The organism is Aeromonas sp. EERV15, assembly GCF_900079845.1.
GTDB lineage: Bacteria > Pseudomonadota > Gammaproteobacteria > Enterobacterales > Aeromonadaceae > Aeromonas > Aeromonas sobria.
On record NZ_FKKY02000005.1, the window covers coordinates 48,889 to 72,769 of the forward strand.

At 60.0% G+C, this 23,881-nt stretch carries 23 protein-coding genes; 12 read left to right on the forward strand and 11 right to left on the reverse strand.

Annotated features, from left to right (window positions below; translation table 11 throughout):
• Positions 1–57: 57 nt before the first annotated feature.
• The 3 genes from cydX to BN4575_RS05765 are packed head-to-tail and all read right to left on the reverse strand — an operon-like array spanning position 58 to position 2,895.
• Positions 58–168, reverse strand: a complete 111-nt coding sequence (gene cydX / locus BN4575_RS05755) for a cytochrome bd-I oxidase subunit CydX (protein WP_005337572.1) — start codon at positions 166–168, stop codon at positions 58–60.
• Between the two features lie 16 nt (positions 169–184).
• Positions 185–1,324 (reverse strand): cytochrome d ubiquinol oxidase subunit II, encoded by a 1,140-nt coding sequence (cydB, locus tag BN4575_RS05760; RefSeq protein WP_068977490.1) that lies wholly within the window; start codon positions 1,322–1,324, stop codon positions 185–187.
• On the reverse strand, positions 1,324–2,895 hold the full coding sequence (locus BN4575_RS05765) for a cytochrome ubiquinol oxidase subunit I (RefSeq protein WP_068977491.1): 1,572 nt from the start codon (positions 2,893–2,895) through the stop codon (positions 1,324–1,326). Before BN4575_RS05765 ends, cydB begins: the two co-directional genes overlap by 1 nt.
• Positions 2,896–3,017: 122 nt before the next feature.
• Here BN4575_RS05765 and BN4575_RS05770 point away from each other — a divergent pair, with 122 nt between their 5' ends.
• The gene (locus tag BN4575_RS05770) at positions 3,018–4,445 is read left to right on the forward strand and encodes an aminotransferase-like domain-containing protein (protein WP_068977589.1); all 1,428 of its coding nucleotides are present in this window, start codon (positions 3,018–3,020) and stop codon (positions 4,443–4,445) included.
• 52 nt (positions 4,446–4,497) lie between these two features.
• Here the strand turns inward: BN4575_RS05770 and BN4575_RS05775 are convergent, their stop codons facing one another.
• Together BN4575_RS05775 and BN4575_RS05780 are read right to left on the reverse strand one after the other, a co-directional pair.
• A complete protein-coding gene (locus BN4575_RS05775) occupies positions 4,498–4,956 on the reverse strand; it encodes a GNAT family N-acetyltransferase (RefSeq protein ID WP_068977492.1) in 459 nt (152 codons plus the stop codon).
• A 151-nt stretch (positions 4,957–5,107) separates the two neighbouring features.
• A complete protein-coding gene (locus tag BN4575_RS05780; protein ID WP_068977493.1) occupies positions 5,108–5,746 on the reverse strand; it encodes a tellurite resistance TerB family protein in 639 nt (212 codons plus the stop codon).
• 148 nt (positions 5,747–5,894) lie between these two features.
• Between BN4575_RS05780 and BN4575_RS05785 the strand changes: the two genes are divergently transcribed.
• On the forward strand, positions 5,895–6,362 hold the full coding sequence (locus BN4575_RS05785) for an acyl-CoA thioesterase (protein WP_021230653.1): 468 nt from the start codon (positions 5,895–5,897) through the stop codon (positions 6,360–6,362).
• A gap of 109 nt (positions 6,363–6,471) precedes the next feature.
• Positions 6,472–6,627 (forward strand): pleiotropic regulatory protein RsmS, encoded by a 156-nt coding sequence (rsmS, locus tag BN4575_RS05790; RefSeq protein ID WP_068977494.1) that lies wholly within the window; start codon positions 6,472–6,474, stop codon positions 6,625–6,627.
• Between the two features lie 68 nt (positions 6,628–6,695).
• On the opposite strand, the gene BN4575_RS05795 is transcribed toward rsmS, so the two are convergent.
• Positions 6,696–7,538, reverse strand: a complete 843-nt coding sequence (locus tag BN4575_RS05795) for a LysR family transcriptional regulator (RefSeq protein ID WP_068977495.1) — start codon at positions 7,536–7,538, stop codon at positions 6,696–6,698.
• Between the two features lie 109 nt (positions 7,539–7,647).
• Here BN4575_RS05795 and BN4575_RS05800 point away from each other — a divergent pair, with 109 nt between their 5' ends.
• Together BN4575_RS05800 and BN4575_RS05805 are read left to right on the forward strand one after the other, a co-directional pair.
• Positions 7,648–8,163, forward strand: coding sequence for a nucleoside deaminase (locus BN4575_RS05800; RefSeq protein ID WP_068977496.1), 516 nt, complete (start codon positions 7,648–7,650; stop codon positions 8,161–8,163).
• On the forward strand, positions 8,156–9,262 hold the full coding sequence (locus BN4575_RS05805; protein WP_068977590.1) for an MFS transporter: 1,107 nt from the start codon (positions 8,156–8,158) through the stop codon (positions 9,260–9,262). Before BN4575_RS05800 ends, BN4575_RS05805 begins: the two co-directional genes overlap by 8 nt.
• 68 nt (positions 9,263–9,330) lie before the next feature.
• On the opposite strand, the gene rluF is transcribed toward BN4575_RS05805, so the two are convergent.
• Both rluF and BN4575_RS22430 read right to left on the reverse strand, forming a co-directional pair.
• Positions 9,331–10,356 carry a 23S rRNA pseudouridine(2604) synthase RluF gene (rluF, locus tag BN4575_RS05810; protein WP_068977497.1) on the reverse strand — a complete coding sequence of 342 codons (1,026 nt, stop codon included), beginning with the start codon at positions 10,354–10,356 and terminating at the stop codon, positions 9,331–9,333.
• Positions 10,346–10,468 (reverse strand): hypothetical protein, encoded by a 123-nt coding sequence (locus BN4575_RS22430; protein ID WP_256028901.1) that lies wholly within the window; start codon positions 10,466–10,468, stop codon positions 10,346–10,348. The genes rluF and BN4575_RS22430 overlap by 11 nt, the downstream gene beginning before the upstream one ends.
• Before the next feature lie 345 nt (positions 10,469–10,813).
• Here BN4575_RS22430 and BN4575_RS05815 point away from each other — a divergent pair, with 345 nt between their 5' ends.
• Complete coding sequence (locus BN4575_RS05815) at positions 10,814–12,394, forward strand: alpha/beta hydrolase (protein ID WP_068977498.1); 1,581 nt, start codon at positions 10,814–10,816, stop codon at positions 12,392–12,394.
• 313 nt (positions 12,395–12,707) lie between these two features.
• Here BN4575_RS05815 and BN4575_RS05820 read toward each other — a convergent pair whose 3' ends face one another.
• The 3 genes from BN4575_RS05820 to BN4575_RS05830 form a co-directional block, all read right to left on the reverse strand.
• Entirely contained in the window at positions 12,708–13,076 is a 369-nt protein-coding gene (locus BN4575_RS05820) for a VOC family protein (RefSeq protein WP_068977499.1), read from the reverse strand.
• A 166-nt stretch (positions 13,077–13,242) separates the two neighbouring features.
• The gene (locus BN4575_RS05825; protein ID WP_068977500.1) at positions 13,243–13,710 is read right to left on the reverse strand and encodes a hypothetical protein; all 468 of its coding nucleotides are present in this window, start codon (positions 13,708–13,710) and stop codon (positions 13,243–13,245) included.
• A 152-nt stretch (positions 13,711–13,862) separates the two neighbouring features.
• On the reverse strand, positions 13,863–14,357 hold the full coding sequence (locus BN4575_RS05830; protein WP_068977591.1) for a very short patch repair endonuclease: 495 nt from the start codon (positions 14,355–14,357) through the stop codon (positions 13,863–13,865).
• A gap of 168 nt (positions 14,358–14,525) precedes the next feature.
• Between BN4575_RS05830 and BN4575_RS05835 the strand changes: the two genes are divergently transcribed.
• The 6 genes from BN4575_RS05835 (at position 14,526) to rsxC (ending at position 23,871) form a co-directional block, all read left to right on the forward strand.
• Positions 14,526–15,599: a DNA cytosine methyltransferase gene (locus tag BN4575_RS05835; protein WP_068977501.1), complete on the forward strand. Its 1,074-nt coding sequence runs from the start codon at positions 14,526–14,528 to the stop codon at positions 15,597–15,599.
• Between the two features lie 478 nt (positions 15,600–16,077).
• A complete protein-coding gene (locus BN4575_RS05840; protein ID WP_218060764.1) occupies positions 16,078–17,325 on the forward strand; it encodes an McrB family protein in 1,248 nt (415 codons plus the stop codon).
• Between the two features lie 10 nt (positions 17,326–17,335).
• A complete protein-coding gene (locus BN4575_RS05845) occupies positions 17,336–19,750 on the forward strand; it encodes a DUF2357 domain-containing protein (protein ID WP_068977502.1) in 2,415 nt (804 codons plus the stop codon).
• Between the two features lie 202 nt (positions 19,751–19,952).
• Positions 19,953–20,534, forward strand: coding sequence for an electron transport complex subunit RsxA (gene rsxA, locus BN4575_RS05850; RefSeq protein WP_005337600.1), 582 nt, complete (start codon positions 19,953–19,955; stop codon positions 20,532–20,534).
• Positions 20,535–20,536: 2 nt separating this feature from the next.
• Positions 20,537–21,115: an electron transport complex subunit RsxB gene (rsxB, locus tag BN4575_RS05855; RefSeq protein WP_005350799.1), complete on the forward strand. Its 579-nt coding sequence runs from the start codon at positions 20,537–20,539 to the stop codon at positions 21,113–21,115.
• 14 nt (positions 21,116–21,129) lie between these two features.
• Entirely contained in the window at positions 21,130–23,871 is a 2,742-nt protein-coding gene (gene rsxC / locus BN4575_RS05860; protein ID WP_068977503.1) for an electron transport complex subunit RsxC, read from the forward strand.
• Positions 23,872–23,881: the final 10 nt, after the last annotated feature.

Sequence of the window (23,881 nt, forward strand, 5' to 3'; positions counted from 1 at the left end):
GTGGTTGCGTTGGTGCGCCAGCCACTGGCCGTAGGGAGGGGCGCGAGCCCCCCGCTGTCAGTTGCCGTCCCGTTCGTCCGCCTGCCAGCGGGCTTCCAGCCAGAGCAGGTTGCACAGCCCCAGCAGCAGGGCGAAGCCGAGGCCCAAAATCCAGGTGAAGTACCACATAGCGTCCTCCTTATGGTCAGTAGAGTTGATGGCTGTCGCGCTTGATGCGGGCGCGGTCGAGCTTGCCGCGCACCACCCGATAGACCCAGCCGGTGTAGCCCAGGTTGACCGGCAGCAGCACCAGCACGATGCCGAACATGATGGCCAGGGTCTTGTAGCTGGAGGTGCTGTCCCACAGGGTCAGGCTGCTGACCGCATCAAGGGATGAGGGCAGCACGAAGGGGAACAGGGCGATGGCCACCGAGCAGAGCATGGTGGCGCAGGCCAGGCCGCTGGCCAGCAGCGCAATCCGGCCCCGCTCCAGCCAGGCGGCAATTCCGCTCACCAGCGGCGCCAGCGCCCCGATGATCGGCACCAGCCACAGCAGCGGATAATCCAGATAGTTCTGCAGCCAGCCATTACTCTGGGGGATCACCCCTTTCATCAAGGGAGTGATAGCTGCATTGGGGTCAAAGGGCGCAGTGCCCAGACCGCTCAGCTGATAGCCCGGCAGCTCCACCAGATGCCAACCGGCCAGCAGGTAACAGAGGGTCACCAGCGGGGCTAACAAGATGGCCAGCCCCCGTGAGCGCAAGGCGGGGGTACCCGTCACCTTGGCCTGTAAAAAACTGGCACCATGGAGCAGCAACAGAGATATCGCGGTGGCGAGCACCGAGAGCAGCCAGCCCCAGTGGAAATTGAATGCCCCGTAGTGCAACCGCAGCCCCTCGTCGAAACGAAACGGCAGCCCCTCCATCACCAGACCGATGGCTGCGCCGAGGATCAGGGTTGGCACCAGACCACCGGCCACCAATGCGCGATCCCACCAGCGACGCCACACCGGATCGGCCAGCTTGCTGCGATAGTCAAAGCCGACCGGGCGCAGAAAGAGCCCAAGCAACAACACCACCATGGGGATATAAAGCGCCGAGAAGGCGGCGGCATAGACCAGCGGCCAGGCGGCGAACAGAGCACCGGCTCCGGCGATCAGCCACACCTGATTGCCCTCCCACACCGGCCCCACGCTGTTGATCACCAGTCGCCGATCTGCATCGTCTTTCGACACCACAGGCAGCAGCATGGCGATGCCAAGATCGAAGCCATCCATCACGATAAAGGCGACCATCATGAAGAGCACCAGCCCCCACCAGATGAGTTTCAGGGTTGCGTAATCCATCAGGCGATCCTCGCAAGTTCGGGTTGTTCACCAGCGTAACGGCCGGTATGGAGAATGGCGGGCCCCTTGCGGATCACATGGCGCAGCAGGAACAGCTCCACCACCAGCAGCAGGGTGTAGATAGAACAGATGGCGATCAGGCTGAACCAGAGTTGGCCCGGCTGGAGCAACGAGACCGAGGCCGAGACCGGCAGCACATCGCTGATGGTCCAGGGTTGACGGCCAAGTTCGGCCACCAGCCAGCCCGCCTCAATGGCAATCCAGGGCAGTGGAATGCTCCAGAGCAGGGTCTTGAGCAGCCGTGGCGAGCTTTGCAGCCGGTTGCGGCAGAGCTGGACAAAGCTCACCACCATCAGCCCCAGCATGGTGACGCCGAGCCCCACCATCACCCGAAAGCCCCAGAACAGCGGCGCCACTGGCGGGATGGAGTCATCCACCGCCCTAGCGATCTCCGCCTCACCGGCCTTGGCGATATTGCTGGCATAGGGGGTCAACAGCATGCCGTAACCGAGATCCTTGCCGTGCTGCTCGAAGCGGGCGCGGTTGGCCGGGCTGTCATCACCGCGCCGGATCTGGTCGAGGGCCTCTGCCGCCACCATGCCGCTGCGAATGCGCGCCTCGTTCTGCAGCTTGATATCCTTGAGACCGGTCACCGCCTCGTCGATGGAGCGGGTGGCGATGATCCCCATCAGATACGGGATCTTGATGGCGGCGTGGGTGGTCTCGGCACTCTGATCCGGGAAGCCGAAGAGGGTAAAGGAGGCTGGCGCAGGCTCGGTCTCCCACTCCGCCTCGATGGCGGCGAGCTTGACCTTCTGCACCTCACCGGTGCGATAGCCCGACTCATCCCCCAGCACGATGACCGAGAGGATGGCCGCCAGCCCGAAACCGGAGGCAATGGCGAAAGAGCGCAGGGCAAACTGCACCTCGGTCTTGCGCAGCAGATACCAGCTACTCACCCCCATCACGAACATGGAGGCCGCCACATAGCCCGCTGCGACGGTGTGAACGAACTTCACCTGCGCCACCGGGTTAAACAGCACGGCGGCGATATCCACCAGCTCCATCCGCTGGGTCAGCAGATTGAACTCGGCCCCCACCGGGTTTTGCATCCAGCCGTTGCCGATCAGGATCCACAGCGCCGAAAGGTTGGAGCCGAGCGCCACCAGCATGGTCACCAGCAGGTGCTTGCCGCGGGAGAGCTTGTCCCAGCCGAAGAAGAAGAGCCCCACCAGCGTCGATTCGAGGAAGAAGGCCATCAGCCCCTCGATAGCCAGCGGGGTGCCAAAAATGTCACCGACATATTGGGAGTAATAAGCCCAGTTGGTGCCGAACTGAAACTCCATGGTGATCCCCGTGGTGACCCCCATGACGAAGTTGATACCAAACAGCTTGCCCCAGAAGCGGGTGATGTCCTGATAAATCACCTTGCCGGTCATCACATAAGCCGACTCGGCGATCACCAGGATCCAGGACAACCCCAGCGTGAGGGGGACAAACAGGAAGTGGAACAGAGCCGTGGCGCCAAATTGCAGGCGAGACAGGCTGACCACGTCATCCGGATTGATCATGCGTCACTCTCTTTTGTTGTATTTGCTCTACACGTTTCGTGTCTGACAAGTACACCACGGAGCATGACACCTATAACAGATGCAGTTATATTGAATTACACCTATAACAGTTGATCCAGATCATGTCCCTTTACCAGCAGTTGGCCGACCGCCTGCAAAGCCAGATCGACGATGGCATCTGGCAACCGGGGGAGCGCATCCCCTCCATTCGCCAGAGCTGCAAGACCCACGGGCTCAGCCCCATGACGGTGTTGCAGGCCTATCAACTGCTGGAGAGTCAGGGGCGGATCCTCGCCCGCCCCCAGTCCGGCTACTACGTCAAGGCGGCCTCGCCGAAGATGGTGCAGCACACCCCGAGCCAGACCCACTACAGCGGATCGGTGGATATCAACGATCTGGTATTCGAGGTGTTGCAGGCGAGCAAGTCGCGGGAGCTGGTGCCCCTTGGCATGTCGGTGGCCGACCCGACCCTGTTCCCCCACCCCCAGCTCGGGCGGGCACTGGCCAGCTGCATGCGCAAGCTCGATCCCTTCAGTACGGTGGCCGACCTTCCCCCCGGCAACGAGGCACTGCGCCGCGCCATCGCCCAGCGCTACGCCAGCGACGGGGTGGCGGTCAATCCGCAGGAGATCATCATCACCGCCGGCGCCATGGAGGCGCTCTCCCTCAGCCTGCAGGTGCTGACCGAGCCCGGTAACTGGGTGGTGGTGGAGTCCCCCACCTTCTATGGCGCCCTGCAGGCCATCGAGCGGCTGAAACTCAAGGCGGTGGAGATCCCGGTGATCCCGGGGGTGGGTATCGATCTCGACCTGCTGGCCGACGCCCTCACCCGCATGCCGGTCAAGGCGTGCTGGCTGATGGGCAATGTGCAGCACCCACTGGGCCACACCATGCCGGATAGCCACAAAGCGCGGCTGATGGCGCTGCTCAACAGCCACGGGGTGCCGCTGGTGGAAGATGACGTCTATGCCGAGGTCTACTTTGGCCGCGAGCGCCCCAAGCCGATCTGGCACTGGGATCAGCGCGGCGACAGCCTGCTCTGCAGCTCGTTTTCCAAGTGTCTGGCGCCGGGCTTTCGGGTCGGCTGGGTGGTGGCGGGGCCCCATGCCGAGCGGGTGCAGCGGCTGCAACTGATGTCCACCCTCTCCACCAATGTGCCGAGCCAGCTGGCACTGGCCGAGATGCTGCGCCAGGGCGGGGTGGATGCCCACTTTCGCCGCCTGCGCCACACCCTGGCCCAGCGCCAGCAGCAGATGCGGGCCGCCCTGCTGCGGCTGTTGCCGGGCGAAGTGCGGATCTCCTCCCCCGATGGCGGCTACTTCCTCTGGCTGGAGTTTCCCGCCCACCTCGACAGCCGCGCCCTGCACGCCCAAGCCCTTGGCAGCGGTTTTTCAGTGGCCCCCGGCGCGCTCTTTTCCAGTCAGGGGCAGCACAACCACTGCCTGCGCCTCAACAGCTCCCACCCCTGGAGCGAGCAGCTGGAGCAGGCCCTCACCCGGCTGGCTTCACTTATCTCCGTTCAACTTGGCGAGACGAACAAAGGCCCGTAACGGGCCTTTGTGGTTGTGGAGCGACGCGCCTTGGCTCGCCATAACAAACAGATCATCTGGCCATGATCTGTGACTGCACCTGGAACCCCAGCGCCTCGTAGAGGGCTTGGGCGCGCTCGTTGAAGGCCATCACCTCCAGCCGGATTTGCTGGGCATCGCGGGCCTTGGCCCACTCATCGCAATGGGCAATCAATCCCTTGCCAATCCCGTGGGAGCGGTGCTGTTCATCCACCACCACAGAGCCGATACGGCAAATCGGCGCACGGGTGAGAAACGGCACAGAGTCATTGATGTCGATCCGCGCCGTCAAAAAGCCCACCACCATGCCATCCTGCTCGGCAACGCAGAATAGACGCCCTTCTGCGCCGATGGCGCTCAGTAAAAAACCCCGCTCCTCTGGTGATGGCGGGCAGAACACCTCGGGATAGTGCTCAAAGTGGATCTCTCCTATCTGCCGATTCAGCTCGACAATGGCATCGATATCCAATTCGGTTGCCTTGCGTATCTCCAACGGTTGCTCCTTGCAAAGATGATGTGACCCTGCGCCATCTTAGAGGCTGTGACCCGCAATCAACAGAGGCTCATCCGTATCTTTTTACAAGTAGCAGAAACAACAACGCCCCTTACGGGGCGTTATCGGCAATCCATGGCGGTGAGCAATATCAGGCGGGGGCGTTGAGCTGCGCCACCTGCCGCTCGATGCTTCCTTTGAGGTTGTCATCGAGCTTGAGGGCGCGCGCCAGCTCGTCGAGATAACCGCGCTCCATAAAGTGATCCACTTCGATGGCAAGCAGGGAGGCGAGATAGACCTCGGTGGCCAGCTCCATGTCGGTCACTTCCCGCGCCAGCGCGTGGGGGTCGAGGGGGCGGGCCAGCTCGGCGTCAATCCAGCGGGCCGCATCGCTCTGGCCCTGTTCGGTCAGGTACTCCTGAATTTTCTGGCGCTCGGCGCCATCGATATGGCCGTCGGCCCGGGCTGCCGCCACCATGGCGCGCACCAGCAGGGTGGCGCGGGCATCCAGCGCATTGCCTTCCAGCGCGCTGATGGGATGGGTGGGCTGGGCCGGGTCCGACTGCTTGGCCTGCCAATCCTGATAGAGCTTGTAGGCCAGTCCGCCAAGGGCGGCGGCGCCGCCCACGGCAGCCGCTGTGCCGCCATATTTGCGCACCTTCTTGTTGCCCAGCAGCAGACCCAGCGCGCCACCGGCCAGCGCCCCCTGCATCTGCCCCTTGCGCTTGTCGCCCCCGTCGTTGAGCAAGCCTTTGCCTGCCCCCAGCAACTGTTCCAGCATCTGTTTCATGGTGTCACTCCTGCGGGTAAGAAATCTGAAATCGGAATACGTAAAGCAAGATAGTGACCTTGCCCTCCTGAATCGGGGATGAACCCTTGACCGGGCTGCCCGATGGGGCAAAGCTCAGGGAAACTTTTCAGGCAATAAGGATGTGACTGTGCCCAATCGCGAACTGACCCTGCAATTTCTGGCCGAACCCTCTGACGTCAATTTCGGCGGCAAGGTACACGGCGGCATGGTGATGAAGTGGATCGATCAGGCGGGCTATGCCTGCGCCGCTGGCTGGTGTGGCGGCTATGCGGTGACCGTCTATGTGGGGGGGATCCGCTTTTTGCGCCCCATCCAGATTGGCCAGCTGGTGGAGGTGCACGCTCAGGTGATCCACACCGGCACCACCAGCATGCATCTGGCGGTGGATGTCTACAGCCGCCACCCCACCGACACCGAGCGCCACAAGACCACCCACTGCATCATCATCTTTGTGGCGATGGATGAGCAGGGCAAACCGACCCCGGTGCCCCAGTGGCAGCCGGTGAGCGAGAGCGATCTGCAGTTGCAGCAGTACGCCAAAAAGCTGATTGCCCTGCGTGAGGAGATCGACAAGGAGATGCGCCAGCACCTCTGATCCGGAGCAACCTCCCTCCCCGACACAGCGGGGCGCTTTCGGCCAACGGCGGCGCCCCTGTATACTCCCCCCTTATTTCCGCAACCAGAACCAACCGAGGCCATACCGAATGTCACTGGAAACTGCCCCGCCCGAGGTGAAACTCGCGGTGGATCTGATTGAACTGCTGGAAACCAACGGGCTTGCCCCCGAGCTGGTGTTGGCGGCACTGGCCATCGTGAAAAGTGACTACGAGCGCAAGCTGACGGAGGGGAAGGATCACTGATCTCTCCCGCACCTTGTCGCTCTTTTTCCTGCTTCTCTTTTAGGCTTCAGCTTTTCCCACACCACAGGTTACTGCGGCCCCATCACCTCGTCGCACAGGGCGATCAGGGCCGCGCTCAAGCGGCTGAGCGGCTCGCCCCCGCTTACCCCGGCATGCAGCGCCAACTCCACCGATGCCACCTTGGGCCACTGGGTCAGGGCCACCTGATCGGCGGGCATCAGCCGTTTGGGCAGCAAGCTAACCCCGATCCCCGCGCTCACCGCCCCCTGCAAACTGGCAAGGCTGGCGCTGACATAGGCAATACGCCAACGCCGGCCAAGGCCATCGAGCGCCTCGGTCATCTGCCGCCGATAGAGCCCCTCGCTCGGGAACACCACCAGCGGCAGCGGATCCCGTTCCCGGGCGGGCCAGTCGCGGCTATCGACCCACACCAGCGGTTCGCGCCAGCTGGCGAGTGGCGAACCCTGCCCACGCGTCTGCTTGACCAGCGCCAGATCCAGCTCCCCCGCCGCGAAACGCTGCCAGATCTCGTGGCTCAGGCCGCTCTGCACCTCCAGCCGCACCTCGGGGTAGTCGCGGGCAAAGGCGGCCAGCACCGGGGTGATGGCCCCTGCGGCGAAATCCTCCGGCACCCCGAGGCTAAGCGCCACGCTTCCTTCCATCACTTGTTCTTCGGCCTGTGCCAGCAGCGCCAGAATGCGGCGGGCCAGCCCCAACAATTTTTCCCCCTCCGCCGTTGCGACCACCTGACGGCCAGCGCGATCCAGCAGCGGGCAGCCAAGCTGCTGCTCAAGGCGGCGGATCTGCTGGCTGATGGTGGATTGGGTCAGATGGACCCGCTCACCGGCGCGGGTAAAGCTGCCGGTATCGATAATGGCGACAAAACTGCGCAGTAACAGGGGATCCAGCATGGGGCACTCCATTTACAAAACCACTGAAACCCATTCTATCATTTAATTTCCAAATGACTTTAGACCCCGCTAGGCTGGCGTCTCTTCCGTCAAATCAGGGTTTGTCACCATGTCACAGCCTCTTGTAGCGTCTACCCCTCTTAGCTCGCTCACTCCATCAACCTCACTCCAGACTCACCGACAGTGGCTGGAACAGGCGGTGCAACTGGCCAGAGAAAATCGTCAGCAGGGCGGTCGCCCCTTCGCGGCGCTGCTGGTGCGAGATGGCCAGTTGGTGGCGAGCGCGGTCAACGGCATCCATCTGGATGGGGATCCCACCCGTCACGCCGAGCTGGAGGCGCTGCGCCAGGCGAGCCAGTGCGGGCCGCTCGTAGGCGCCATCGTCTATGCCAGTGGCCACCCCTGCCCCATGTGCCTCGGTGCGCTGGTGATGAACGGCATCGCCGCCGTCTATTACGCCTTTGATAACGCCGATGCGGCCCCGTTCGGCTTTGACAGCACCGCCGCCTACCAAAAGCTGGGGCTGCCCCTTGCGCCGCAACCGCTGCCCCTGATCAAATTGTCCGTCTCCATGACGGCTGCGGAGCTCTATGGCTCCGAGCCGCAGAGCCATGACCATGAGTAAGAACGCTGCCACCGAACCGGCAGAGGCGCACCGCCAACGGTTCGCCCTGCTGGTGCTGGTGATCCTGATTGGCCTGAATCTGCGCCCCTTTCTCACCGCCATCGGCCCGCTGGCCCAAGCCATTGACCAGCGGCTGGCACTGGGGATGGACACTCTCGCCTGGCTCACCCTGCTGCCGCTGTGGCTGATCGGGATTGGCGTGCTGCTAACCCCCAGCCTGCGTAGGTGCGCCAGTGCGCGCCAACTGCTGGGGGCGGCCCTGCTGCTGCTCGGCATTGGCAGCGCCATGCGCTTCGATGCCCAAAGCGGCACCTTGCTGATCGCCAGTGCGGCGCTCTGTGGATTGGGGTCGGCACTGGTACAGGGGGTGCTACCGGCGCTGATCAAGCAAGCGTTCGCCCACAAGGTGCCGCTGGTGATGGGGATCTTCTCTGCCTGCATGATGGGAGGCGGGGCGCTCGGCGCCAGCCTCACCCCGCGGCTGGCGGCCAGCCTCGACTGGTCACGGGCACTGGCGCTCTGGAGCCTGCCGGTGTTGCTGGCCCTCGTCTGGCTAGGGTGGCAAGTGCGTCTGCCACGGGCCGCGGCGGTCGCGATTCCCGACGGCGAGCAGCGGCTGATCACCCTTCCCCGCAGCTGGTTGCTGATCATCTGCTTTGGCATCATCAACAGCGGCTACGGCATAGTGGTCGCCTGGTTGGCCCCCGCCTATATGGCGCAAGGGTGGAGCGCCGCACAGGCGGGCGAGCTGGTCGCCTGGCTAGCGCTGGCCCAGACCGCCAGCGGCCTCGGCCTGCCGCTGCTAGCTGCCCGCAAGATGGACCGACGCCCCTGGATGGCGCTGGCCATCGTCATGCAGCTGGCGGGATTTGCCGGTCTCTGGCTGGCGCCACAGGCGGCCACCGGCCCCTGGGTGGCAGCGCGGCTTTATCACCATTTCGGCGACTTTGCGGCAGCCTGGCAGTGGCAACTGGGGGGCTTGCTGCTGATGAGCCTGCTGGTGCTGCGCCTGGCTCCGCGCGGCTATGCCAAGGTGATGAGGTTGCCCGCGCCTGCGGCCATGGGCAGCAGTACGGCCCAAAGCAACACACCGGCCTGAGGCCGGTGTGTTGGGGATAACCGTGTTGGGGATAACAAGGTGAGGCTGACGCCACTCAGGGTTGCAACTCAGCGCCCCTTCTTCTGCCGTCCGGCGTTAGCGGTGCGCGGCTTGCCTGCCGCCGGTTTGCCACCCTTGTTAGGGGCCCCTTTACCTGCGGCCGCTTTTCCGGCACCACCTTTATTGGCAGCCCCTTTACCCGCGCCACCCTTGCCTACCGGGCTCTTATTCTCGAAAGCATCCGGGCCCGGCACATTGGGGCGACCACCGATCTCGTGATCGTCATCGCGGCGGGGCTTCTTGCCGGGCGCCACTTTGCCAGCTGGGGCCTTGGCCGCCTTGGGCTTGTCGCCTTTAGCCGGTTTCACCTCGGAGGAGGAGTCCTCAATCAGCTTGAACAGCTCGATCAGCTCGTCGTCGGTCAGATCGCGCCACTCACCCACCGGCACGCCCTTGAGGCTGACGTTCATGATGCGAATACGCTCCAGCTTGGTTACCTCAAAGCCGAAGTACTCGCACATGCGGCGGATCTGGCGGTTCAGCCCCTGCACTAGCGTGATGCGAAAGACAAACGGCGCCTCTTTCTTCACCTTGCACTTCTTGGTGACGGCACCGAGGATCGGCACCCCGGCCGCCATGCCGCGCACAAACTCGTCGGTCACCGGCTTGTCGACGGTCACCAGATACTCTTTCTCGTGATCGTTGCCCGCCCGCAGGATCTTGTTGACCAGATCGCCGTGGTTGGTGAGGAAGATCAGACCCTGCGAATCCTTGTCCAGTCGCCCGATGGGGAAGACGCGGGTGCTGTGGTTGACGAAATCGACGATGTTGTCCTTCTCGCCCGCCTCTGTGGTACTGACGATGCCCACCGGCTTGTTGAGCACGATAAACACCAGACTGTCAGCCTCACGGGCCTCGATCACCTGACCATTGACCTTGACCAGATCGCCAGCCTGCACCTGATCGCCGATCCCGGCCCGCTTGCCATTGATAAACACCTGACCCTGCTCGATAAAGCGGTCGGCTTCACGGCGCGAGCAGATGCCGCTCTCGCTGATGTACTTGTTCAGACGCATGGATTCATTAGCCAGCATGGGTCACCTGCCACAGGGCCTTGGCCCCATTCTGTTGTCCATTTGCCAGCGTCAGCCACGCTGGGAAGGCTGTCTGCTGGATCAGCCAATTCACTGCATCAAAGTTCTGCATACCATTCCATCTTCAAAAAAGGCCAATGCCAGCCTAACCCGCAAAAAACGCCGCTACAGTAGCATAATTGGCCCCTTTCAGGGGCAGATAGTTGCAGGGCAACGGCTATCGGGTAGGCATCCGGTGATAAGCTCAAGCCGACACAAAGCACACGACACAACCCCGGCGCTGCCAGCCTGACGTTGCTGGCGGGAGCAGACGCCCGACTCCGGCGCAGCCAGTCGCCATCAACTATACATATCACCTTGTTTCCATTAGGCTTTAAGCCGGTTGTGAGCGCCTTGGGTGCTGCGCCGAACTCGCCCGCTCAGACGCGGCCCCACCCCTATCGCCAAGGATTGCGCCATGCTGGCTCACACTCGCCGCCTCATCCGCCGTGCTCTGCTGACCCTGTTGCTGCTGTTGCTGACTGCATGGGCGGTGATCGCCTACTTCGCCTGGCAGGCAGCGCCGCTGCAGCTGTGGCACACAGTGGTGCCCCCCGAACTCAGTGCCGATGAGCTCGATAGCAGCGACTGGCAAGCCTATCTGACCCGCGAAGATCAGCTGTTCGAGCTGGTGGCCACCGAGGTGGTTGCCAAAACGCCGCCTGAGCAGCAACTGGCCAGCAATCGCTACTATCAGGACTCCCCCATCAACCCCACCCGTTTTCAGGAGAACTGGAACCGCTCCTACCTGCTGCGCCCCGAGGGGGAAGTCAAAGGGGTGGCGGTGCTGCTGCACGGCTTGACCGACTCCCCCTATAGCCTGCGCCATCTGGCCAGACGCTATCAGCAGCAGGGTTTTATCGCGCTGGGGCTACGGATCCCCGGCCACGGCACTGTGCCCGCTGGCCTCGTGGATGTGGATTGGGAGACCTGGCTGGCCGCCACCCGACTGGCGGTTCGGGAGGCCAGATTGCTGGCGCCGGGCAAGCGGCCGCTGCATCTGGTGGGCTTTTCCAACGGCGGCGCGCTGGCGGTGAAATATGCGCTCGATGCGCTGACCGACCAGAGCGGTGCGCTGGCAAAACCGGATCGGCTGGTGCTGATCTCCCCGATGATCGGGGTGACCCGCTTTGCCCGCTTCGCCGGGCTCAAGGCCGTGCCTGCCCTGCTGCCCGCCTTTGCCAACGCCGCCTGGCTCGACACCATGCCGGAGTTCAACCCGTTCAAGTACAACTCGTTTCCGGTCAACGGGGCGCGCCAGTCCTATCGCCTGACCCACGCCATCCAGCAGCAGGTGCGGCAACTGGCTGCCAGTGGCGAGCTGGCGGCGTTTCCCCCCGCCCTCACCTTCCAGTCGGTGATGGACTACACCGTCAGCACCCGCTCCATCATTGCCGATCTCTACCACTACCTGCCGGCCAACGGCAGCGAACTGGTGCTGTTTGATATCAACCGCAGCACCCTGTTTGGCCCGCTGATGAGCTCGGCCTCCGAGCTGGCGCTGCACCGTTTGCTGCCAAACGCCCCCCAGCACTACTGCCTCACCGTGGTGGGCAACGTCGAACCCGCTTCCCCCGCGACGCAAGCCAGGACGCTGGCCACCGCCGACCAGCCTGAGCAAGTCCGCCCGCTGGGTATCGATTACCCCAAGGAGATCTACTCCCTCTCCCACGTGGCGCTCCCCTTCCCGATGGACGACCCTCTCTATGGCATGGCGGCGCGCCCGGAGCAGCGTGAGCAATACGGCATCAATCTCGGCGGTCTGGCCCTGCGCGGCGAGCGCGGGGTACTGATCGTCAACCCCGGCGCCCTCACCCGCACCTCCTCCAACCCCTTCTACCCCTATCTGCAGCAGCGGGTGATGGAGACCCTCACCGCCCCTCCCATCGCCCGGCCTGCAGCCGTCCCCGCTGCCAGCAGCAGTCACAATGACGAGGCCTATCAGGCCGAGCTGGAGCAGTTTTTACAGGATGCCGACGAGAGCAGCGCGCCTTTCTAGGGCGTCTCTGCCACATCGGCAAAGCGCCACTGGCGCGATAGCGATACGAGAGAGGGGCCGTCAATTGACGGCCCCTCTCTGTTGTAGATGGCGATGCGGGTGATGGCTCAGGGGGGATCAGGGATAGATGCTGACCTCAATCAGGTTCTGATCCGGGTCGAGGAAATAGACCGACTCTGATAGGTGTTGCACCGTCAGGCGCCGCGCCAGCCCTGTCAGGGATAGATGCTCACTTCTATCAAGTTTTGGTCTGGGTCGAGGAAGTAGACCGACTCTGATAGGTGTTGCACCGTCAGGCGCAGCACCAGCGCTTTCAGGGATAACGGCTCACTTCTATCAGGTTCTGGTCCGGGTCGAGGAAATAGAGTGACTCTATCGGCCCGCAGGCGCCACTTTTGGTCACCGGCCCCTCGACAATCTCCACCCCGTGGCAGGCCAGCTGGGCCATCACCTGCTCCAGCGGCCAGCGGGTGATAAGGCAGACATCCCCCGACCCCACCTGCGCCCGATTGCGCGGCTCCTGCCCAAGCAGTTGCAGATTGATCTTCTGGTTGCCAAACCCTACCGCCCGGCGCCCCGCACCGAAGGTGATGGCCTCCATATTGAGCACCGAACTGTAAAACGCCACGGCCCGTTCGATATCGCTGACCGTCAATACCAGATGGTCGATATGGCTGATCATGGTTACCTCCTGGTGGTGATCTGGCTGATGTGACCGGCATATGCCTACGAGCGTCCGACTGTCGCCGCCACTGCGGGCAACCCCATCATACCCGGCAAGGAATAACCCATGTGTGCCATGGCGCGCAAAGAGAGCGCGAGTGATGATGTAGTCAGAAAAATCCGCTTCACTGCACCGCAGCACACGCTTTCTCTCGCTGGGCCAGCAGGGTCTCATCGTCACTGTCCATCGCCGCCAGAATCGCCTGATTACAGGCGCGCTCCGCCAGCTTGGCCGGACTCTGTTTGGCATCACCGATTTCAGCAATCATCGGCCGATAACTGACGGCCGCCGAGCAGTACATGGTGCGAAATTTGGGCAGTTGCCAACTGCTGTCATCCTGCCGGGTCAGGTCGTCGCACAGCTTGTGAAACAGGGCGGACGCCTTGACCGTGCACTGGCTAAAGCGCCGCACATCCTGCTCATAAGGACGACAGACGCTCGGCTGCTGGATCTGCCACAGCTGGAAAGAGAACGGGACCGACTCCCCCTCATACTGCACCACCAGCGTCTTGGCCTCGGTGCCATAGATATCCGCAACCTGCTGCTGTACCAGATTGAGATAAGCCGAAAAAAGATAGGAAACCGGATCCATCACCACCTCCCTGTGGTTGTCACTGTCGGGCTGTATCACTAAAACCGGAGCGATTTTCAAACGAGTAACAGACGACAACAGCTTACTGATTTGGCAACAAAAAATAATCACTTTTCACAAGCGGTGGAAGCTGGGCCAAGAGTGCTATCCGGTCAGCTATATGGACGGGAATGATCCATGGCGATCTGCAGTTCACGGCCACCGGCAATCTCGCCATGACTGATGCCGCTGGTCAGCCACCAGCTGATAACCAGGAGCAGTCGCTCCGGATCATGGCGCAGACGCCCTTTCAGGGCACACTCCCAGATGATCAGACGGCGGATACCCAGCTGGTCCAGCTCGGCCAGGTGACGGGCATCACGCGCACGATTGCTGGCAATCTTGGTCTGCCAGAAGTCGGTTCTGCTCGATGGCAGCTTGAAGAGATGACAATCATGACCATGCCAGAAGCAGCCATTCACCTCGATCACCGCACGATAGCGCGCCAGCCAGAGATCCGGCGTGCCCGGCAAGGCGGTATTGTGCAAGCGATAGCGAAACCCGGCATGATGCAACATGGCGCGCACCCGCTTCTCGGGACGGGTATCCCGGTTACGAATACCGGCCATCATCTCGCTACGCTTTTGGGGCTTCACGATATCTGTCACAATGTCGCCTCGCTTGTGAATCAGCACCATTTACTGTATAAACGCACAGTTAATCAACGAGATTTTAGTACTGTCATTGGATATACATCACACAGTTTCGATGCATTCAAAGAGCTTCATAACTACTGACTATCCAGCTCAAAAATTCATTACCAAGAGAATCAATCAATGAACCACTCTGTTTTTTCTTTTTTTTCAGGCTCCGGTTTTCTGGATCTCGGCTTTGAAAAAGCAGGATTTAATGTCGTTTTCGTTAATGAACTGAACAAAGATTTTCTCAATGCATACAAATACAGCAGAAAGAAAATGGGTATCCCGGAACCTGAGTTTGGTCATTTTTTGAACTCCATAGATGACTTTCTCGATGGTCCTTTAAGCTCAGAGCTTAAGACAATGGTAAGTAGTGCAAGAAGCAAGTCAGAGAGTGTTGGCTTTATTGGTGGTCCACCATGCCCAGACTTTTCGGTTGCAGGAAAGAATAAAGGTCACGATGGTGAGAATGGCCGTCTTTCCAAGTCATATGTAGATTTGATTATTAAAAACAAGCCAGATTGGTTTGTTTTCGAAAATGTCAAAGGCTTGTGGCGTACAAAAAAACACCGTGAGTTTTATGAATCAATAAAAAAACAGCTTCAAGATACTGGTTACGCTATTACTGAGAGGCTAATAAACTCAATTGAGTTTGGCGCCCCCCAAGATAGAGACCGCATCATCATGTTTGGTTCCTTAAACCATGTAGATGAAGCAATGAGTAGCTTTTCTTGGGAGAGATATATGCCATACCCTAACAAGATGGCATTTAATTATCCCTGGCCAACCCAAACCCCATTCAACTCAACCCCCAGCAAAGCTGAAGTACCAGAGGAATTAACCGTAAGCTGGTGGTTTAAAGAGAATAATGTGGATGAACATCCTAATAGTCAGCATTATTTTACTCCCAGAGCAGGTCTGGCCAAGTTCATGGTGATAGAAGAGGGTGATACCACCAAAAAGTCATACAAAAGACTACATCGCTGGAGATATTCACCTACTGCGGCCTATGGCAATAACGAAGTGCATTTACACCCATGGTTACCTCGGCGGATTTCTGCAGCAGAGGCTCTGGCTATTCAGTCACTGCCAAAAGAGTTTGAATTGCCTCCAACAATGACTCTTTCGGCAATGTTCAAAACAATTGGTAATGGGGTTCCATATAAATTCTCATATGGTATAGCAAAAACTATCGCTGATTTCATGGAGTGAATTAATGAGTAGTGACATCATCTTTGACGAAATTTTAGATGAGATTATTGCCTTAAGAGGCAATAATCTGAAATATATTTCGAGCGAGAAAACGACAAAAATTATTGATATCAACCAGAATGATAAAATAATTTCTGCTACTCGCGGCCCTGATGTTGTAAATATCTCGTTCGATAGATTCAAACTTGCTATAGATGCGCTAATACAGAATAAGCCCATCCATATCGATACTGTTTTCAATAGTAGTGGAAATGACAGGACAATTATAGAAACTATACTTTGCCATACATCACACATTGGTTACATGAAAGCAAAGACGGGAAGAAACAAAGGAAAAAATAAAGTCATACAATATTTTAACAAATGGATTCATGACACTGGAAAAATATGCGATGTTAGTGGCGAAGAATTCAAATCAGATAATGATGATTTTGCCACTAACGAGGCTTTAAACCTGAGTTCATATAAACCATTTCTCTTGTTAGCAGGTATTTCTGGCACAGGGAAAACCCGCTTTATTCGTGAGCAGGTCAAGGACTATCCAGGCCAGAAGAATTACTGCCTGGTACCTGTACGGCCAGACTGGCACGAACCCTCTGATCTGCTGGGCTATATCTCCAGGATCAGTGGTAAAAAAGAGTATGTATCAACGCCGATACTACATTTTATTACTCAAGCCTGGATTCATATTTTCGAGCGTATTGGCGAAGTCAGAGCCGATGGCAAGATTGGTCTGAGCCAGGAACAACTGGACCATATCCCCCCCTTCTGGCTCTGCCTCGACGAGATGAACCTGGCTCCGGTTGAACAATATTTCGCCGACTATCTATCGGTACTGGAGACCCGCCACTGGTATACCTCACCCGAACTGACTGAATTTAACGACAATGAAGGGGTGGACTACGGCTATGTCTACCAGTGCGATCCCCTGCTCAAAGCAGATACGCTTAGCCAGCAACTGGATCAGAACGCGCATACCGAACTGGCGGAAAAACTGGGACTGGACCTGAATATTGCCCTACATCAGCAGATCTGGGCCAGCTTCTGCCAGCACGGTATCGCTATCCCCTTCAACCTGATGGTGGCCGGTACCGTCAATATGGACGAGACCACCCACGGCTTTTCCCGCAAGGTGATCGACAGGGCCCTCACCTTCGACTTTAACGAGTTCTTCCCCAACGATTTCGATGCCTACTTTGCATCGGCATTGCAGCCAAAACGGCTGGGTTATCCGACCTGGTCAGACGGGCGTGCCATCACTGAAGTCCCCGAGCTGGAGCAATACAGTAAAGAGAGCGTCACCTTCCTGAAGGCAGTCAACGAGGTGCTGCAACAGAGTCCGTTCGAACTGGCCTATCGCGCCCTGAACGAGCTGATGCTGGCCCTGCTGGCCCATCGCCCCGCCAATCCCGCAGAACTGGTCGCCATCTGGGATGACTTTATGATGTGCAAGGTATTGCCGCGCATTGAGGGGGATAGCGACAAGTTGCGCAGCCATCAGACGGCTGATAGCGACCTGCTGACAGACCTGGAAAAAGTGCTTGCAGAACAATTTACCGAGCACTGGGAGGGGACACGCCCTGACCTGTTTAACTGCAAGGTGGCTGCCGCCGGTGAAGATTCCGCCCCCGCTGAAACTCCGCACGTCCCCTGCCGCAGCAAGAAGAAACTGGCCTGGATGAAAGAGCGGCTGGCACGGCAGTGCTTTACCAGCTTCTGGCCGTAAGGGGGTTGTGATGGAGTGCCTGTTTACCCTGCAGAGCCGTGACTGGATTTTGCGGATCTATGCCAATGAGAAGACGGTCGGGGATCGTTATCGGCAGTTACAAGCTACCCGCGCCCATCATCAACAGGAGATCGACAAAGCGGGCCTGCCAGCGAGTGCTGGCAGATACGAACCGCCAGTTGTGCGCTTCTCGCAGCCCCTTTCCATCACTCTGGCTGAGGTTGATGGCTGCCCGCTGGAGCTGCCTGATGATCAGGCGCTCTCCGCTCTGGTACTGCCAACCCCTCTGTTGTATGAGAACTGCTTTTACGAATTCGAATGGGAGTTTCTTCACGGCGTTAGCGAGGGGAGTGATACGCCGCGGCTGGAGCATCATCTGCAGCGGATCTGCGAGTCGTTTCGCTTCAAAAGCAGGCATGGATCGCAGGAGCTGCTGGGGGGATTCAATACCGGCAACGAAGTAGGCACACTTGCACTCCCCTTCTCTTATCAACCGAAATCGGCGACAGGAAAAGCTGCTCGCGTTCAGCTGACGCTCTGGTTCGAGGTCTATCCGGTCAAGCTGGATATCCGCCGGGATGTGCCGCTGATCCATCAGGTGCTGGATGAGCAGTACCCCTACTGGCGTTTTACCCTGAACAGCGCAACCAGTCAGCAAGGAGGACGCAGCCAGCGCAAGGCCGAACCGTTCCCCCTGCTCTGGCTTGCCCATTTCGAAGCCCTGCACAAGGACCTTGAGCGGGGGATCCGCCAGATCATCAATGCGCCCCACAGCAGGCTGCAAAGCAAGACCGAATATCTGCTGGCCGCCAGAATGAAGCGCCCGCCACGCCCGAAGCAGGCCGAACAGATCCGCCAGGATCTGGATAACGGTATCGAGCGCAGATACCGGGTGGAACGTAAACAACTGACCACGGATACCCCGGAAAACCGCTTTATCAAGTTTGTGCTGGAGCGCACCGGAAGGATGCTGCAACAGCTGACACAACAGGGCGATCGCACCCTGCTGTCCAGGGCCTTTTTTGACCGTCTGAAGGCGTGGAGCAAACCGCTGGATCAGGCGCTGGCTCACCCCCTGATGCAGGAGATAGGTCCGGCGGCGGTGTTACAACGCGAGTCTCTGGTACTGCAGCAAAAGAGCGGCTATAGCACGGTTTACCGGGTCTGGCAGCAACTGCGCCTCTATCTCGATGCGTTGGGAAATGATGCCGTGGCCGGCGTGCGCAGCATGGATCAGCTCTACGAGCTCTGGTGCGTGATAGAGGTGCGCCGGATTATCCTGACGCTGGGATTTACCGAGGTGAAAACACCTGCATTTAACTTCACCCGCGATGGCTGGGATACCCGGCTGGCCGAGGGGATGAAGTACTGCTGGGAGTACCTTCGTACAGCAGACGGTGTAAGGCTCAAGCTGGCCCATGAACCCAGATTTCACAAGACCAACAAGCCGGTTCACTCCCTGCTGGTTCCCCAGAAGCCGGACATTCTGATCGAGGCCACCACTGGCAGTGGCGACACCTTTATCTGGCTGTTTGATGCCAAGTACCGGGTCGATAACGGCACTCAAGATGATCCGAGAGACAGGGTGCCCGATGATGCTATCAACCAGATGCACCGTTATCGGGACGCCCTGCTCTATCAGCAACAGGGGGACGCAATACCAAGCCGCCCCACCTTTGGCGCTTTTGCGCTCTATCCGGGCTTTATGAGCCAGCAACCCGAAGAGAAAAATCCCTATCAGGAGGCGATCGACCGGATTGGTATCGGAGCCTTTGCCCTGTTGCCAGCAGAGGATCACAGCGGCTCTTGCTGGCTGCAAACCTTCCTTGAGCAAAAGCTGGGTAAATCGGGGGAAGAGTTCCGCTATCCTGCCATCCACTCGGGCCACTTCTATCTGGAAGAGCCCAGCCGGATTGCCACCCTGGGGATGCAGCAAGTCCGCCACCATGATCTCACCCTGATCATTCCGACCGCACTGGAAAACAGCCGCCCGGCGAGCTACTTCGATGCATTTCGTGATGGTTCTGCCCGCTGGTATCACACCCCTGCCGAAACTATTGCCACTCGTTACGATGATCAGTTGATGCACGAGATCAGCTATCTGGCCGTTGCCACCCTTGCGGCCGATGGTCTGACACGGGAGGTAGCTCGGGTCTGGCCTGTGCTGACATGCCAGAAGCTGCGCCGGGAACAACTGACCGAAGAGCAGACAGGTACACCGCAGGCCGAGGGGAATGTCAATCCTTACTGGTTGCTGGAGCTGGGACCATCTATCGAGCTGGCTCACCCTCTCGCTACGCTTGATGCACACAGTTTCAGAGCCGCAATGAAACTGACCAGACTGTCTGAGCTGCAAGGAGAATTGACCGGATTTTCAGCACTGCCAGATTATTACGGAGAGTTATTGCGCACGCATCCAGCCTGAACACCTTACTGCTATCCCGGCTTTGTCAGCAAAAGTGCTGGCAAAGCCGATAAGCAACCTTCCGAAATCTGCCCAAAACCCCGGCTAAATTATCCAGTTGCATAATAACCATGCGGCCTTGCGGTTGTTTAACTGGCCCTAACGTCAGATAATACCGCCCGCCTTCAACCCCCGATAACCCGACTTTCAGTGACGGTAATTGATGACTGAGTACCTGCTTTTATTGATCGGCACCGTGCTGGTTAACAACTTCGTGCTGGTGAAATTCCTCGGCCTCTGCCCCTTTATGGGGGTCTCCGGCAAGCTGGAAACCGCCATCGGCATGGGGCTGGCGACCACCTTCGTGATGACCCTCGCCAGTGCCAGCTCCTATCTGGTGGAGCACTATATCCTGCTGCCGCTGGATATCGCCTATCTGCGCACCCTCGCCTTTATTCTGGTGATCGCCGTGGTGGTGCAGTTTACCGAGATGGTGGTGCGCAAGAGCAGCCCGACCCTCTATCGTCTGCTGGGGATCTTCCTGCCCCTCATCACCACCAACTGCGCGGTGCTCGGGGTGGCGCTGCTGAGCATCAATGAGCGACACGACTTTATCCAGAGCGTGATCTACGGCTTTGGCGCCGCCACCGGCTTCTCGCTGGTGTTGATCCTGTTTGCCGCCATGCGCGAGCGTCTGGTCGCCGCCGATGTACCCGCGCCGTTTCGCGGGGTGTCGATTGCCATGATCACCGCCGGTCTGATGTCGCTGGCCTTTATGGGCTTTACCGGCCTTATCAAGATATAACCATGATCCATATTCTCTTTGCCATTCTGGTGCTCACCCTGCTGGCGCTGGCGTTCGGGATTATCCTGGGCTTTGCCGCCGTCAAGTTTCATGTGGAAGCAGACCCCATCGTCGATCAGCTCGATGCCCTGCTGCCCCAGACCCAGTGTGGCCAGTGCGGCTATCCCGGCTGCAAACCCTACGCCGAGGCGCTCGCCAACGGCGATCAGATCAACAAGTGCGTACCCGGTGGCGAGGCCACCATGCGCAAAATTGCCGATCTGATGGGGGTCGAGCCCCAGCCACTGGGGGGCAGTGACGAGGCCGCCGTGCCAGTCAAAAAGGTCGCCTTTATCCACGAAGATCAGTGCATCGGCTGCACCAAGTGCATTCAGGCCTGCCCGGTAGATGCCATCGTCGGCGCCACCAAGGCGATGCATACCGTGATTGCCAACGAGTGCACCGGTTGCGATCTCTGTGTCGATCCCTGCCCGACCGACTGCATCGAGATGATCCCGGTGCCCACCACGGTCGATAACTGGAAGTGGGATCTCAATAACGTGCATGTTCCGGGCAAGATTCCGGTCAAGATAGTGGAATAAACAGCGGAGCAACCATGCATTCCTTACTCGAACGTATCAAAGCCGGCACGCTCTGGGACTTTCACGGTGGCATTCACCCCGCCGACAACAAGCTGCAATCAAGCCAGAGCCCGGTGGTAGACGCCGGTCTGCCACCGCGCCTCATCATTCCGCTGCGCCAGCACGCAGGCCCCGCCGGCGATCTGCTGGTGCAGGTGGGCGACAAGGTCAAAAAAGGGCAGCCGCTGACCCGTTATGCCAAGGGACGGGTCGTCCCTGTCCATGCCTCCACCTCCGGCACCATCACCGAGATTGGCAACCACACGGTTGCCCACCCCTCCGGGCTCGGCGATCTCTGCGTCATTCTCACCCCGGATGGAGAGGATGAGTGGGGCGAGCGCAATGGCAAACCCGATTACTGGAATCTGGAGCGGGGCGAGCTGCTCGAGCGCATCCAGCAGGCAGGGGTAGCGGGCCTTGGCGGCGCCGTGTTCCCCACCCACAGCAAGCTCGACGGCCGCGGCCAGCTCACCGAGATCCTGATCGTCAACGGGCTGGAGTGCGAACCCTATATCACCACCGACGATCGGCTGATGCAGCAGTACGCCGACGAGATCATGGATGGCATCCGGGTGCTCAAGCACCTGCTCAAACCGAAACTCACCCTGATCGGGGTGGAAGACAACAAGCCCGAAGCGATCGAGCAGCTGACCCGCCACGCCACCGATGAAGATGTGCTGGTCAAGACGGTGCCGACCAAGTACCCCTCAGGCGGTGCCAAGCAGACTATCGAGCTGCTAACCGGCCGTCAGGTGCCCAAAGGCGGCCGCGCGGTCGATATCGGCATCATGGTGCTCAACGTCGCCACCGTGTTTGCCATCAAGCGCGCCATTATCGACGGCGAGCCGCTGATCGAGCGGATCGTCACCCTTACCGGCGACAGCTTCAAAAAACCCGGCAACGCCTGGGTGCGCCTGGGTACGCCGGTGCGCTGGCTGTTGCAGCGTTTCGAGCTGCAACCGGAAGCGGAGCAGCGGGTGATCATGGGGGGCCCCATGATGGGCTTTACCCTGCCCCACGCCATGGTGCCTGTGGTCAAGGCCACCAACTGCCTGCTGGCGCCGACGCAGGCCGAGCTGCCCGCCCCCGGCCCGGAGCAGCCCTGCATCCGTTGCAGCGCCTGCGCCGATGCCTGCCCGGCCACCCTGCTGCCGCAAGAGCTCTACTGGTACAGCCGGGCCAAGGAGTATGACAAGGCCGAGAAGCTCAACCTGATGGACTGCATCGAGTGCGGCGCCTGCGCCTGGGTCTGCCCGAGCGAGATCCCGCTGGTGCAGTACTACAAGATCGCCAAGGACGACATTCGCGAAGCCCGTGCCGAGGCCGATAAAGCCGAGCGCGCCAAGCAGCGTTTCGAGGCCAAGCAGGCCCGTTTCGAGCGGGAGAAAGCGGCCCGCGAAGCGCGCCATGCCGAAGCCGCCGCCCAGCGCCGTCAGACCATGACGGCCGCAGGCGGGGAAGATCCGGTGGCAGCGGCACTGGCCCGCATCAAGGCCAAGCAGGATGCCCCCATCACTGCCATTACAGCCACCGCCGAGGGATTGCCTGACAATAGCGCGGTGATTGCCGCCCGCGAAGCCCGCAAACGGGAAGCGGAGGCGCGCCGCGCCGCCAAACTGGCGGAGAGCGCAAACAGCGACACTGCCGCCGCAGCGCCCCAATCCGCCGAGGCGGTTGACCCCGCCAGCGATCCCAAGAAAGCAGCCATCGCCGCCGCACTGGCCCGCGCCAAGGCCAAGAAAGCCGCTCAGGCTGGCGATAGCGCCGAGCCTGCGACTGCCGAAACTACTGCTGCGCCTGCGGTAGATGCTGATCAACAAAAGGCAGCGGTTGATCCGAAAAAAGCGGCGATTGCCGCCGCCATCGCCCGTGCCAAAGCTAAAAAGGCCGAAGCCAGTGGCGAGCCGGTAAGCGCAGCCAACAGCGCGGTAGCAGACGCAGGCTCGCAAGGCGATGCGCCATCTGCTGCCAGCGAAGCGGTCGATCCCAAGAAAGCCGCTATCGCCGCTGCCATTGCCCGCGCCAAGGCCAAAAAGCTGGCCCAGCAGGGCGAAAGTGCCGGTGCTGAAGGCGCGCAGAGTGAGCCTACTGCCAGCGCGGAGACCCGCGACGTGGCGGTAGCCAAGAGCGAAGTAACCACCAGCCAAAGCGATACGGCTGCAAGTGAAGCGGTCGATCCCAAGAAAGCCGCTATCGCCGCGGCCATCGCCCGTGCCAAGGCCAAAAAGCTGGCCCAGCAGGGCGAAAGTGCCGGTGCTGAGGGTACGCAAGGTGAGCTATCAGCAAGCGCGGAGACCCGCGATGTGGCGCTAGCCAAGAGCGAAGTAAACACCAGCCACAGCGATACGGCTGCAAGCGAAGCGGTCGATCCCAAGAAAGCCGCTATCGCCGCAGCCATCGCCCGTGCCAAGGCCAAAAAGCTGGCCCAGCAGAGCGCAAGTACCAGTGCTGAGGTAGAGAGTGCCGGAACTGAGAGTGAGCGCGCACCGGCCGAGCCGATGCAAAGCGATGCAGCCAGCAGTGAGCAACCACTTGCCGTCACTGCCGTGCCTGAAGCGAACGCCCCTGCAGCTGATGCCCCGGTTGATCCGAAAAAAGCGGCCATTGCAGCTGCCGTGGCCCGCGCCAAGGCGAAGAAGCTGGCGGCCGAGGCGGCCAGAGCCGCCGGGACCGCAGCGGAAGATGCCCCGTCAGCCGACCGAACAACCACAAGGTAATCGACAGACT

Excerpts from the sequence above, each read along its gene's own strand:
- cydX (WP_005337572.1), bottom strand. The coding sequence starts at position 168 with ATGTGGTACTTCACCTGGATTTTGGGCCTCGGCTTCGCCCTGCTGCTG.
- cydB (WP_068977490.1), bottom strand. The coding sequence starts at position 1,324 with ATGGATTACGCAACCCTGAAACTCATCTGGTGGGGGCTGGTGCTCTTC.
- BN4575_RS05765 (WP_068977491.1), bottom strand. The coding sequence starts at position 2,895 with ATGATCAATCCGGATGACGTGGTCAGCCTGTCTCGCCTGCAATTTGGC.
- BN4575_RS05770 (WP_068977589.1), top strand. The coding sequence starts at position 3,018 with ATGTCCCTTTACCAGCAGTTGGCCGACCGCCTGCAAAGCCAGATCGAC.
- BN4575_RS05780 (WP_068977493.1), bottom strand. The coding sequence starts at position 5,746 with ATGAAACAGATGCTGGAACAGTTGCTGGGGGCAGGCAAAGGCTTGCTC.
- rsmS (WP_068977494.1), top strand. The coding sequence starts at position 6,472 with ATGTCACTGGAAACTGCCCCGCCCGAGGTGAAACTCGCGGTGGATCTG.
- BN4575_RS05795 (WP_068977495.1), bottom strand. The coding sequence starts at position 7,538 with ATGCTGGATCCCCTGTTACTGCGCAGTTTTGTCGCCATTATCGATACC.
- BN4575_RS05800 (WP_068977496.1), top strand. The coding sequence starts at position 7,648 with ATGTCACAGCCTCTTGTAGCGTCTACCCCTCTTAGCTCGCTCACTCCA.
- BN4575_RS05805 (WP_068977590.1), top strand. The coding sequence starts at position 8,156 with ATGAGTAAGAACGCTGCCACCGAACCGGCAGAGGCGCACCGCCAACGG.
- rluF (WP_068977497.1), bottom strand. The coding sequence starts at position 10,356 with ATGCTGGCTAATGAATCCATGCGTCTGAACAAGTACATCAGCGAGAGC.
- BN4575_RS22430 (WP_256028901.1), bottom strand. The coding sequence starts at position 10,468 with ATGCAGAACTTTGATGCAGTGAATTGGCTGATCCAGCAGACAGCCTTC.
- BN4575_RS05815 (WP_068977498.1), top strand. The coding sequence starts at position 10,814 with ATGCTGGCTCACACTCGCCGCCTCATCCGCCGTGCTCTGCTGACCCTG.
- BN4575_RS05820 (WP_068977499.1), bottom strand. The coding sequence starts at position 13,076 with ATGATCAGCCATATCGACCATCTGGTATTGACGGTCAGCGATATCGAA.
- BN4575_RS05825 (WP_068977500.1), bottom strand. The coding sequence starts at position 13,710 with ATGGATCCGGTTTCCTATCTTTTTTCGGCTTATCTCAATCTGGTACAG.
- BN4575_RS05835 (WP_068977501.1), top strand. The coding sequence starts at position 14,526 with ATGAACCACTCTGTTTTTTCTTTTTTTTCAGGCTCCGGTTTTCTGGAT.
- BN4575_RS05845 (WP_068977502.1), top strand. The coding sequence starts at position 17,336 with ATGGAGTGCCTGTTTACCCTGCAGAGCCGTGACTGGATTTTGCGGATC.
- rsxA (WP_005337600.1), top strand. The coding sequence starts at position 19,953 with ATGACTGAGTACCTGCTTTTATTGATCGGCACCGTGCTGGTTAACAAC.
- rsxB (WP_005350799.1), top strand. The coding sequence starts at position 20,537 with ATGATCCATATTCTCTTTGCCATTCTGGTGCTCACCCTGCTGGCGCTG.
- rsxC (WP_068977503.1), top strand. The coding sequence starts at position 21,130 with ATGCATTCCTTACTCGAACGTATCAAAGCCGGCACGCTCTGGGACTTT.